At 74.1% G+C, this 11,087-nt stretch carries 10 protein-coding genes and 1 pseudogene; 3 read left to right on the top strand and 8 right to left on the bottom strand.

Annotated elements, in window-relative coordinates:
- The first annotated feature begins 255 nt into the window (after positions 1-255).
- Complete coding sequence (locus tag ACFV0G_RS16410) at positions 256-480, top strand: hypothetical protein (protein ID WP_380547197.1); 225 nt, start codon at positions 256-258, stop codon at positions 478-480.
- On the opposite strand, the gene ACFV0G_RS16405 is transcribed toward ACFV0G_RS16410, so the two are convergent.
- The 8 genes and pseudogenes from ACFV0G_RS16405 to ACFV0G_RS16370 form a co-directional block, all read right to left on the bottom strand.
- Complete coding sequence (locus ACFV0G_RS16405; RefSeq protein WP_380547195.1) at positions 471-1,316, bottom strand: DUF6099 family protein; 846 nt, start codon at positions 1,314-1,316, stop codon at positions 471-473. The two genes, ACFV0G_RS16410 and ACFV0G_RS16405, sit on opposite strands and share 10 nt — an antisense overlap.
- A 308-nt stretch (positions 1,317-1,624) precedes the next feature.
- Positions 1,625-1,936: pseudogene (locus ACFV0G_RS16400) on the bottom strand (nucleotide pyrophosphohydrolase); the annotation flags it as partial.
- A 153-nt stretch (positions 1,937-2,089) separates the two neighbouring features.
- Complete coding sequence (locus tag ACFV0G_RS16395; RefSeq protein ID WP_380547193.1) at positions 2,090-3,481, bottom strand: AAA family ATPase; 1,392 nt, start codon at positions 3,479-3,481, stop codon at positions 2,090-2,092.
- A gap of 244 nt (positions 3,482-3,725) precedes the next feature.
- Positions 3,726-4,568, bottom strand: coding sequence for a putative RNA methyltransferase (locus ACFV0G_RS16390; protein WP_380547191.1), 843 nt, complete (start codon positions 4,566-4,568; stop codon positions 3,726-3,728).
- A 127-nt stretch (positions 4,569-4,695) separates the two neighbouring features.
- Entirely contained in the window at positions 4,696-5,091 is a 396-nt protein-coding gene (locus tag ACFV0G_RS16385; RefSeq protein WP_380547201.1) for a fic family toxin-antitoxin system, toxin component, read from the bottom strand.
- Positions 5,092-5,120: 29 nt separating this feature from the next.
- Positions 5,121-5,354, bottom strand: coding sequence for a toxin-antitoxin system HicB family antitoxin (locus tag ACFV0G_RS16380; RefSeq protein WP_100890148.1), 234 nt, complete (start codon positions 5,352-5,354; stop codon positions 5,121-5,123).
- A 302-nt stretch (positions 5,355-5,656) separates the two neighbouring features.
- Positions 5,657-6,976 carry a class I SAM-dependent RNA methyltransferase gene (locus tag ACFV0G_RS16375; RefSeq protein ID WP_380547199.1) on the bottom strand — a complete coding sequence of 440 codons (1,320 nt, stop codon included), beginning with the start codon at positions 6,974-6,976 and terminating at the stop codon, positions 5,657-5,659.
- Positions 6,977-7,356: 380 nt separating this feature from the next.
- Complete coding sequence (locus tag ACFV0G_RS16370) at positions 7,357-9,411, bottom strand: APC family permease (protein WP_380547188.1); 2,055 nt, start codon at positions 9,409-9,411, stop codon at positions 7,357-7,359.
- 248 nt (positions 9,412-9,659) lie between these two features.
- On the opposite strand from ACFV0G_RS16370, the gene ACFV0G_RS16365 reads away from it, so the two are divergent.
- A complete protein-coding gene (locus ACFV0G_RS16365; RefSeq protein WP_380547186.1) occupies positions 9,660-10,328 on the top strand; it encodes a potassium channel family protein in 669 nt (222 codons plus the stop codon).
- Positions 10,328-10,999 carry a potassium channel family protein gene (locus ACFV0G_RS16360; RefSeq protein WP_380547184.1) on the top strand — a complete coding sequence of 224 codons (672 nt, stop codon included), beginning with the start codon at positions 10,328-10,330 and terminating at the stop codon, positions 10,997-10,999. Before ACFV0G_RS16365 ends, ACFV0G_RS16360 begins: the two co-directional genes overlap by 1 nt.
- Positions 11,000-11,087: the final 88 nt, after the last annotated feature.

Genomic DNA, 11,087 nt, shown 5'->3' with positions numbered 1-11,087 from the left:
CAACCTCCGCCCCCGCGGCGCGGGGGGGGCGCGGGCGGTCGCCCCCCCCCCCCCCGCGCGCCCCGGCTGCCGTGTCGGGCCGTGGCCGAGGCCCGTACCGGGCGCAAACCTTGATCACCCGTGGGAGCGACAGCCGGCCCGCGTTTGGACCACAACGGGTGGTGCGAGGTGACCGCGCCGAGGCGGGGGTCGTTGGACGGGCGGCGCCGGCACCCGGCGCTGCGCACCGCACCACCGAGCTGGAAGGGGCCTCTCATGTCCCAGCCCATGTCCGAGCCGACGCCCGAGGAGTCGGCCGGCCCGCAGGAGTCGACGGCCCGCGACCTCTCCGCGGCGGAGGCCTCGAAGAGCCTCCTCCAGCACATGGAGGAGCTGCTGGCGACGGTCAGTGCGAACCTCGCCGGGCTCGGCGCCGACCTGCACGCCTCGGCCACCCGGGCACCCGGCCCGGACGAGGCCCAGGACGGCCCTCAGCGCTGACACGCCGCACCTCCGAGGACGAGCACGGCATTGCCGCCCCGCTCCTCCGGCGCGCATGCCGACCCCCGTGGCGTCGGCCCGGCCGGTACGGCGGCCGGAGGGCCGAGCCGGACGGCGAGGGGAGGGAGCACCGCACGGCGCCGGTCGGGGAGCGGGCCGACCCCCGGACGCCCGTCCCGTTCACCGAGGTCGGCCGGCTCGCCGGGGCCACCGGGATCGCCGGGATCGCCGAGGTCGTCGAACGCCTCGGTGTCGGCGCGGCCGTCCGGCCCGTCGACCCCCTCCGTGCTCCCCCGGCAGTCGTCCGCGGCCGCCGCGGGATCCGCGGGGGCCCCGATGTCCTCGATGGCGGCGGCGCCGTTCGCCCGGCGGACGGTGCGCAGCAGTTCGGCGACCAGGTCCTTGCACTCCGATCCGGAGTCCACTCCGTCGATGCAGCGCCAGTAGAGCCCCTCGGCGTCCGCGCCGCAGGCGAGCACCACGAGGGTCTCGGCCACCTCGTGCAGCAGCAGGCCGAGATCGACGAGCACCGGTTCGAGTTCGCCGAGGTCGTCGAGGCGCTCGGCCCGGCCGCACCCCGTCCAGTCCGCGGCGGACCAGCCGGCGGTGCCGCCGGGATCGTCGGGCGGTTGGCCCAGGCAGCCCGCGGCGTGGGATCCCGCGTCGCAGAGCAGTTGGCCGAGCGCCGCGAGCTCGCCCGTCTCGCGGTCGGCGATCCGGCCGCCGACCGCCTCCGTCAGCAGGCCCGCCTGCCAGGCCTCGACCAGCACGTCGGGCACCGTCCTGGCCTCGGCCAGCGCATGCCGGGCGGTCTTGATCAGTCGCAGCGCATCCATGGCGCGCTCCCCTCGCTCACGTCGGACCGTCGTCATCGACGGTGGGTCACGACGCACAGCGTGGTGCCCGGCAGCGCCACGGCCCGGGCCACCGCCGAAGGCTGTGGACAACCGGCCCCTGTGGACAACGGGCTGCACCCGTACGAGGGAAGGAGTGCCGGATTCCGATCACGGACCGGACCGATCAAGGGCTTGTCCTACCGGGCCGTCCCCTCCTCGTCGCCCGCACGCGGCACCCCGGGAGCCGCCGTCGGAGCCGCCCCCCACTCCGCCTCCGGCGCCGTCCCCGGAGCGGATTCCGGAGCGGATTCCGGAGCACCGCCCGCCACCGGGAAGCGCAGCTCGTTGCGCTCGATCTTGGCCGCCAGCGCCGCCGCCGGATCGACACCGACCGCCGTGCAGAACTGCAGCAGGTAGGCGAGCACGTCGGCGACCTCGTCGCGGACCCGGTCGGCGCGCTCGGGCCGCGCCATCACCGCCGCGGCCTGCTCGGGCGTCAGCCACTGGAAGATCTCCAGCAGTTCGGCCGCCTCCACACTGAGGGCCGCCGCGAGGTTCTTCGGCGTGTGGTACGGCTGCCAGTGGCGGGCCGCGGCGAACTCGTTCAGCCGCCGCTGCAGCCGCACCAGCGAGTCCGTCCCGGGACGGGCGGCCGGAGAGTCGGGTGCGTCGGAGGAATCGGAGGAGCCGGCCGAGCGGCCGGGGAGATCATCGGTCACGACCCAGGTGTACCCGATGTCCGGGCGTCGTGACCCGCACGGCCGTTGCCGGCGCTACCCGTGCCCGGCCGGATCGCCGGACGCCCCCTCCTCCGGACGCCCGCCCTGCGGCGGCACGCGGGGCGCGTCGCCCGGCGGCCGCCCCTCCCCGCCCGGGTGCCCGTCCGCGGCCTGCGGCGGCCGGGCGGTCTCCGGCAGCACCAGCACGCTGTGGCCGCTGGCCGGATCGCGCCGGCACTCGACCAGCCGGACCCCGTCGGTCTCCCGGGCGGGCCCCGGGTCCTGGAGGGCGGCGAGCAGCCGGACGTCCTCCTTGGCGCAGACGTCCCGCGCCACCCGCAGCAGCGAGGCGGTCTGTTCGGCACCCAGCCCGGCCCCGATGTCCTCGGCGAGGACGGTCAGCTGGCGGTGCGCGGGCGGCACCTCGGCCGCCGCGTCGACGTCCAGCACTCCGGCGCCGGTGAGCAGCACGGCCGCGAAGGCGAGCAGCCGCAGCATGCCGTCCGAGGCCTGGTCCGCGCCGGTACGGCCGAGCACGCCCTCGTCGAAGACCGCCATCAGGCGCTCCTGCGCGTCACTGCCGCGGCGGGCGACGTCGAGGCCCAGCAGCGGGTGCGGCGCGGCCGCCTGAACGGCCTTCAGCAGTCGCCCGTACCGCCGGCTGCACTCGCCCTCCAGCCTGGCCAGCACGGCGGAGATGTTGGAGGCGGTGCCCACCAGGCGCGCCTGCGGCTCGGGCCTGGTCCAGCTGCGCATCGCGGCCGGCACGGGGTGCAGCGGGAACACCTCGCGCAGTGCGGTGAGCAGCTGTTCGGCGGCGGCCAGCACGGTGCGCTCGCCCGGCGAGGAGCCGGCCACCCGCAGCGGGATCTGCGCGGTGATCAGGGAGTCGCTGGGGAACGGGGCGCGGATGTCGCCCTGCCTGGTGTCGTTGTGCCAGGTGACGTTGACCCGGCCGTTCCGGACATCCTGCTCGCCGGTCTCGACGAGCGTCCGGCCGTCCAGGGTGAGCCGCTCCCGGGCGACCCGGACCCGGTCGTCGGTGCGGACGACGAGCTCCAGCCTGATCGGCCCGTCGCAGGAGCGGACGGTGCAGCCCAGGATGATCGCGTTGCGGCCGTGCGGGACGCAGCCGAGCAGTCCGCCCCGAACGGGCCCGGCCAGCGGGCCCGTGGTGCCGCCGATCCCGTCCAGGGACGGCCGGATCTCCTCCCCGATGGCGAGCCGCGACAGCACCGCCAGCGCGTCCAGCGCGTTCGACTTGCCGACCCCGGACGGTCCGTGGAGCACCGTCAGCGCGGAGAGCGGCAGCGTGGTGCGGCGGTAGGACTTGAAGGAGGTGAGCCGGAGCTCCTCCACGGCTGGGCGGCGGGGCGTGCGGACGGTCGGGGCGCCGGCCGTCGGGGGTGCCCCCGGCCGGAGGTCGGAGGAGGCTTCGCTTGTCACCCGGGGACCCTAGCTTCCGCCCGGTGCGGCGAAACGTCCCTGCTCAGCGCGGTTCACACGAACGGCGCAGCGCGACCGCGGCGGCCACCCGCCCCGGACCCCGCCGTACGCCGGGCGGCTGCCCCGACACACCGAACCGCCGGGCGCCGGGCACCACCCACCGGATTACCGGGCACTGGACTACCGGGCACCGGGCACCGCATGACCGGCCCACCGGGACCACACCGAAGGCCCGGACGGACCGTCAGCCGTAGACGGACAGGCGCACCGAGCCGGTGACCTCGACCGGCTCCGGGAGCGCGGCGATCGCGGCCGCGAGACCGGTGGGGTCGGTGTGCCAGGCGTTGGGGCCCATGCCGACCACGGCTGCGGCGTCCCGGTGGGACAGCCGCAGGGTGAACTCGGTCTCGGTGCGCTCCAGCGGGGTCAGGAACGGGCCGAGCTTGTCGTCGATCCGGCGCTCCTTCTCCTCGTCGACCGAGAGCAGGCCGAGGGCGGCGACGAGCTCGCGCAGGTGGCGGGTGGTGGGGGCGACGACGGCGAGCCGTCCGCCCGGGGCGAGGATCCGGCGGATCTCCGGACCGTTGCGCGGCGCGAAGACGTTGAGGACGAGGTCGGCGCAGCCGTCGAGCAGCGGGAGCGGGCGCCAGGCGTCGCAGACCACGGCGCCGATCCGCGGGTGCGCCCTGGCCGCGCGGCGCAGGGCGTACTTGGAGATGTCGAGGGCGGCGCCGGCGGCGCCGTCGAGGCGGCCCAGCACGTGCGCGAGGTAGTAGCCGGTGCCGGCGCCGAGGTCGACCACGAGGCCGCCGTCGGCGGCCTGCTCCGGGGCCAGGGCCGCTGCGGCGTCGGCGAGGGCCTCGGCGATCGGCAGGTAGTGGCCGGCGGCGAGGAAGTCGGTGCGTGCGGCGACCATGTCCGCGGTGTCCCCGGTGCCGGTGTGGGTGCCCGCGGCGAGCAGGCTGACGTAGCCCTGCCGGGCCTGGTCGAAGCTGTGCCCGGCCGGGCACCGCAGGGTGCGGCCGTCGAGGGCGAGCGGCCCTGCGCAGTGCGGGCAGGCCAGGTGGTGCTCGATGTCCTGCAGCAAGGTGCGGCCGTTCCTCGGGGTCGGTGGCGGGACCCCAGCCTAACCAGCCCGCCGGTCACCCCGTGCCTGACCCGGTGCTCCCGCCCGAGGGCGCCGTCACGGGCGCGGTCGCAGGACGGACGGTCGCTCAGTCGGTGTCGGTGTCCTCGTCGTCGTCCCCGCCGACCTCTTCCTCCTCGGGCTCCTCGACCACCCAGGCGCCGAGGCGCTCGGCCACGCCGCTGACGCCGATCTTGCCCTCGCGGATCGTGCGGGCGAGGCTGCGGACCTCACGGGCCGTGGTGGCCACGGTGCAGCCGCTGGCCACCAGGTAGGCGTACGCGACGGCGGTGGCGAACAGCTCGTTGTTCCGCTCCAGCGAGGGGATGCGGATCAGCTGGTGCATCAGGGCGGCCGCGCGGTCGTGCGGCTCGGGGTAGACCGCGATGTCGAAGATCTCGGCCTGGTGCCGGGCGACCGCGGCGAGCAGGGAGCCGTAGTCGGTGACCTGCGGGTCGCCCGGGGTGTACTGCTCGGCGGTCATGAGCAGCCATGAGAGGTCGACCTCAAGCTTCAACGGCGCACATCCTGGGCGCCGGGCTCGCCGAACTCGGCCAGGAAGGCCGTCTCGTACTCCTTCATGAACTGGGCGGCGGCGTCGACGAACAGCCGCCCGGCCTCGCCCATGTCCTGCTGGACGAGCCGTTCGATGTACTGGTTCATGCTGATCCCCTGCTGCTCGGCCCGCTCGCGGGCCATCTCGGCGGTGGTGGCGTCCACCCGGACGTTGAGTTGCTTCTTGGTCATGGATTCAAGCTAGCGCTGGAGTGCTAGCACAGCAAGGGCGCATTCCGGCCGCCCACGCCGTCCCCGCTCCCCTCAGATGTCCGTTCACGCCCCACGGGAAACCCGGCCACCGCCGCCTCCCGGCCCCCCACCCCGGGCGACCCGTCAGGCACCGAGCGCGCCGCCGCCGGACACCGAGGGCGCCGCCACCCGGCACCGAGCGGGCCGCCACCCGCGCCGGGAACGCCGCCGGCGGGCGCGGAAGTCCTCCTTCCACGCCCGCCGGTGACAGCGGTTCGGCCGATCCGGTCGGCCCGGCCGGTTCAGCCCGCGACCGGCTCCAGGATCGCCACGCACTCGAAGTGGTGGGTCATCGGGAACAGGTCGAAGGCCCGCAGCGAGACCGGGCGGTAGCCGCCCTCGCGGAAGAAGGCCAGGTCGCGCGCGAGGGCGGCCGGGTCGCAGGCGACGTAGGCGATCCGCCGGGCGGACAGGCCCGCCAGGTGCGCGACCGTCTCCCGGCCCGCGCCGGCGCGCGGCGGGTCGAGCACGATCAGGTCCGCGGAGGTGATCCCCGTCCGCGGCAGCAGGCTCTCCACCCGGTCGCACTCGATCTGGACGTTCTCCAGGGCGGCCAGGTTGTGCCGGGCGTCCACGACGGCCTGCTTGGACGACTCGATGCCGAGCACCGCGCCCTCCTCGCCGACCCGGTCCGCCAGCGCGCCGGCGAACAGGCCGACACCGCAGTACAGGTCGAGCGCCATCTCGCCCCACTGCGGGTCGAGACCGTCCAGCACGGCCTCCACCAGGATCTCCGGCGCCTGCGGGTGGATCTGCCAGAAACCGCCCTCGGACACCCGCCAGGTGCGCCCGGCGGCCCGCTCGCGGACGAAGTTCCGGCCGTGCACCCGGTGGAAGAGGCCCTGCTCGTCGACGCGCGAGATGGAGACCGGCTTGTCGAGCTCGACCAGCGGCAGCTGCGCGCCGGGCACCGGCCGGAGGATCACCTGACGGTCCGAGGAACCGGTCGCGGCAACCGCCTCCACCGAGGCCACGCCGGGCCACGGGCGGGACTCGACGCCCAGCTCGGTGACGCCCTCGGCGGCGATCAGGCAGCGGTCGACCGGCTGGACGTCGTGCGAGCGGTGCTTGCGCAGCCCGAGCCGCCCGGTCTCCGGGTCGACGGCGTACTGCACCCGGGTGCGCCAGGCCGGCACCTCGCCGGCCGGCAGCTTGCCGCCGACCGGCTCGACCGAGCCGTCCCAGCCGGCCTCGGCCGGGGTCAGCCCGGCCAGCTTGGCGAGCTGCTCGGTCAGCACCTGGCCCTTGAGCTTGCGCTGGCCACCGGGGGTGACGTGCTGCCAGTCGCAGCCGCCGCACTTGCCGGGGCCCGCGAACGGGCACGGCGCGGCGATCCGGTCCTTGGCGGCCTCCAGCACCTCCACGGCGTCGGCCCGCAGGAAGCGCGAGGTGGTGGTGCCCTCGGTGACCTCGGCGATCACGCGCTCGCCGGGCAGCGCGTGCCGGACGAACAGCACCCGGCCCTCGTGCCGGGCCACGCAGTGGCCGCCGCCGTGCGCGACCGGCCCGACCTCGACCTCGTACCGCTCGCCGACCAGCGGGTCGCCGGACGGCGTCCGCAGGGCCGGCTCGGCGGTGCGCAGCGCCCTGGGCGGACGGACGGCCTGCTTGCGCGGACGCTGCCGCTGCCCGGCACCCTCGGGGCGGCCCTTCCGCTGTCCGGTGCCCTCGGAACGGCCCTGCCGGGCCCGCTCGCCGTCGCCCCGGACGGGTGCGGGCGCGTCGGCCCGCTCGGGGGCGGGCTCGCCCGGCGCCCGGGGCGCGGTGAACGCGTTGAAGCCCTCGCGGTCGGTGGCGGCCGGCCGCTCCGGGCGGCTGCTCCAGCGCGGGTGGGCGACCTGCCCGGGCCGGGCGCCGGTGCGACCGGACTTGCCGGAGCCCTTCCCGGACTTGCCGGAGCCCTTTCCGGACTGGCCGGAGGAGCGGGGCGGGTTGTTGCGGGTCACGGGGATCCGTCCTTGCTGCCGATCGTGGCGGAGTCGCGCGCCTCGGGGGACCGGGCCACTTGGTGCCTGGGCTCACCGCGCCGGACGGCACCGGGTGCCGACCACGCCTTCTGCGGCTTGCGCCGCTCGGAGGACTCCAGCTGCCAGGGTACGGACGTCACCATGACTCCGGGCTTGAACAGCAGGCGGCCCTTGAGGCGCAGCGCGCTCTGGTTGTGCAGCAGGTGCTCGTACCAGTGGCCGACGACGTACTCGGGGATGTAGACCGCGACGACGTCGCGCGGGCTGTTGCGGCGCAGGCTCTTGACGTACTCCAGGACCGGGCCGGTGATCTCGCGGAACGGCGAGTCGAGGACCTTCAGCGGCACCTCGATGCCGCGCTCGTCCCAGTCCTTGCGCAGGGCCTCGGTGTCGGCCGGGTCGACGTTGACGGTCACGGCCTCCAGGGTCTGCGCCCGGGCGAGGCGGGCGTACGCGAGGGCGCGCAGGGCGGGCTTGTGCAGCTTGGAGACCAGCACGATGGCGTGCACCCGGGTGGGGGGCGCGACGTCCTCGGGCTCCTCGGCGGCGACCAGCTCGGCGGAGACGCGGTCGTAGTGGCGGCGGATGGCCTTCATCATCACGAAGAGGACGACCATGAGCGCTATCGCGATCCACGCGTGGCCGATCTTGGTGACCAGGACGACGATGAGCACCGCCGAGGTCATGATCAGGCCGAAGGTGTTGATCGCCCGGCTGCGCTGCATGTGGGCGCGCTTCTTCGGGTCGGTCTCGGTGCGCAGCAGGCGTGTCCAGTGCCGGATCATGCCGGACTGGCTCATGTTGAACGAGACGAAGACGCCGACGATGTACAGCTGGATCAGCCGGTTGGGGTCGGCGCCGAAGGCGACGATGAACAGGATCGCCGCGCCGGCCAGCAGGATGATGCCGTTGGAGAACGCCAGGCGGTCGCCGCGGGTGTGCAGCTGGCGCGGCAGGTAGCGGTCCTGGGCGAGGATGGAGCCGAGCACCGGGAAGCCGTTGAACGCGGTGTTGGCGGCGAGCACCAGGATCAGGCCGGTGACGGCCGCGATGAAGTAGAAGCCCGGCGTGAAGTTCGAGAAGACCGCCTCGCTGATCTGGGCGAGGGCCGTCTTCTGGTGGTAGCCCTGCGGCGCGCCGGCGAGCTGCTCGGCCGGGTTCTCGGCCATCTGGGTGTTGGTGAGGTGGGCGAGGTAGATGATGCCCATGAACATCACCACGGCGATGCTCGCCATCAGCAGCAGCGTGGTCGCGGCGTTCTTGCTCTTGGGCTTGCGGAAGGCCGGCACGCCGTTGGAGATGGCCTCCACGCCGGTGAGCGCGGCACAGCCCGAGGAGAACGCCTTGAGCAGCAGGAAGACCAGCGCGAACCCGGCCAGGGACTCGTTGCCCGGCGTGGCGGCCAGGTGGAAGCCCGAGCTCTCGGCCTTCATGTCGGCACCGAAGACGAAGTGCCGGACGAGGCCGTAGCCGACCATGCCCATCACGCCGATCATGAAGGCGTAGGTGGGGACGGCGAAGGCGCTGCCGGACTCGCGGACGCCACGCAGGTTCATGCCCATGAGGACGATGACCAGCGTGACCGAGAGCAGCATCTCGTGGCCGCGCAGCGCGGGTACCGCGGAGACCACGTTGGCCACGCCCGAGGTGGTGGAGACCGCCACGGTGAGGATGTAGTCGACCAGCAGGGCGCTCGCCACCACCAGGCCCGAGTTCGGGCCGTGGTTGACGGTGGCGACCTCGTAGTCGCCGCCGCCGCTCGGGTAGGCGTGGACGTTCTGCCGGTAGGACGCCACCACCGCGAGCATCACGATGGCGACGACGACGCCGATCTGCCAGGAGAAGTGGATCGCGGACGCCCCGGCGAGGGACAGCGTGAGGAGGATCTCCTCGGGGGCGTAGGCGACGGAGGACAGCGCGTCCGAGGCGAACACGGGCAGCGCGATCCGCTTCGGGAGGAGCGTCTCACCCAGCTTGTCGCTGCGGAGCGCTCGCCCGATCAGGATGCGTTTCGGGAGATCGGCAGGCATAGGCACAGCAGAGAATCGTAGGGGCTCCCGGCGGCGGTGCCGACGACCGGTGCCCCCCTTGCTCGCGACTCTGTTCGGCGGACCGGCTAGCGTGTCGGATGGAGGCAATACGGGCAACACCCGTGTGGCCCGGTTCGCCGGGTTGAAGGCGAAGACGACGATTCACCCCCGAAATTGGGGGTGTGGAAGGATGATGAGCGGTGTTTGCGCAGGTCAAGACCCCAACGGACCGGGTGAGGTAAAGAACCGTGCACATCGTCATCATGGGCTGCGGCCGCGTGGGCTCCGCCCTCGCGAGAGCCCTGGAGAAACAGGGTCACTCGGTAGCGGTCGTCGACCAGGACCCGACGGCGTTCCGCCGGCTGGGCGCCGGGTTCAACGGGCGCCGGGTGACCGGCGTCGGCTTCGACCAGGACACCCTCCGCGAGGCGGGCATCGAGGAGGCCGGGGCGTTCGCCGCCGTCTCCAGCGGTGACAACTCGAACATCATCGCCGCCCGGGTGGCCCGGGAGAACTTCGGCGTGGAGCACGTCGCGGCCCGGATCTACGACCCGCGCCGCGCCGAGGTCTACCAGCGCCTGGGCATCCCCACGGTGGCCACCGTCCGCTGGACGGCGGACCAGATGCTGCGCCGGCTGCTGCCGAGCGGCGCCGAGCCGCTCTGGCAGGACCCGAGCGGCAGCATCCAGCTCGCCGAGGTGGCGTACGCGCCGGCCTGGATCGGGCACCGGCTGAGCGCTCTGGAGGAGGCCGCCGGCGTCCGCGTGGCGTTCGTCACCCGGCTCGGCGAGGGCGTCCTGCCGTCGGCGCAGATGGTGATCCAGGAGGGCGACCTCGTGCACGTGACCCTGCGCCGCTCCGACCTGGACGCGGTCGAGGCCGCGTTCGCGAAGGCCCCCGAGGAGGGTGGTCACTGATGCGAGTCGCCATTGCCGGTGCCGGTGCGGTCGGCCGCTCGATCGCGGGCGAGCTGCTGGAGAACGGCCACGAGGTCCTGCTCATCGACAAGAACCCGAACTCGATCTCGGTCGAGCGGGTCCCGCTCGCCGAGTGGCTGCTCGCCGACGCCTGCGAGATCACCTCGCTGGACGAGGCGGCGCTGCAGCGCTGTCACGTGGTGATCGCCGCCACCGGCGACGACAAGGTGAACCTGGTCGTCTCGCTGCTGGCCAAGACCGAGTACGGCGTGCCGCGGGTGGTCGCCCGGGTCAACAACCCGAAGAACGAGTGGCTCTTCAACGAGTCCTGGGGCGTGGACGTGGCGGTGTCCACCCCGCGTCTGATGTCGGCCCTGGTGGAGGAGGCCGTCAGCGTCGGCGACCTCGTCCGGCTGATGCGCTTCAGCCAGGGCAACGCCAACCTGGTCGAGCTGACCCTGGCGGCCGACACCGGGCTGGTCGGCACTCGGGTGGGCGACGTGCCGTGGCCCGCCGACACCGCGCTGGTGACCATCATCCGCGAGGGCCGGGTGCTCGTCCCGGGCAAGGACGACACCCTGGAGGGCGGCGACGAGCTGCTCTTCGTGGCCGCCCAGGAGCGCGAGGAGGAGCTGGAGCGCCTGCTCTCGGCGGGCTCCGTCCACCAGTAGCCGCCCGGCACGCACGGCGAAGGGGGCGCCCCCGGCGGGTGCGGCCCCCTCGCGTCACACCACGGCGATCTGCGCCGTGTTAGGCGGC

Source organism: Kitasatospora sp. NPDC059571 (assembly GCF_042735675.1).
In the GTDB taxonomy this organism is placed as follows: Bacteria; Actinomycetota; Actinomycetes; order Streptomycetales; family Streptomycetaceae; genus Kitasatospora.
This window is presented reverse-complemented; position numbering and strand designations above follow the sequence as displayed.

Excerpts from the sequence above, each read along its gene's own strand:
- ACFV0G_RS16410 (WP_380547197.1), top strand. The coding sequence starts at position 256 with ATGTCCCAGCCCATGTCCGAGCCGACGCCCGAGGAGTCGGCCGGCCCG.
- ACFV0G_RS16405 (WP_380547195.1), bottom strand. The coding sequence starts at position 1,316 with ATGGATGCGCTGCGACTGATCAAGACCGCCCGGCATGCGCTGGCCGAG.
- ACFV0G_RS16385 (WP_380547201.1), bottom strand. The coding sequence starts at position 5,091 with ATGACCGCCGAGCAGTACACCCCGGGCGACCCGCAGGTCACCGACTAC.
- ACFV0G_RS16380 (WP_100890148.1), bottom strand. The coding sequence starts at position 5,354 with ATGACCAAGAAGCAACTCAACGTCCGGGTGGACGCCACCACCGCCGAG.
- ACFV0G_RS16370 (WP_380547188.1), bottom strand. The coding sequence starts at position 9,411 with ATGCCTGCCGATCTCCCGAAACGCATCCTGATCGGGCGAGCGCTCCGC.
- ACFV0G_RS16360 (WP_380547184.1), top strand. The coding sequence starts at position 10,328 with ATGCGAGTCGCCATTGCCGGTGCCGGTGCGGTCGGCCGCTCGATCGCG.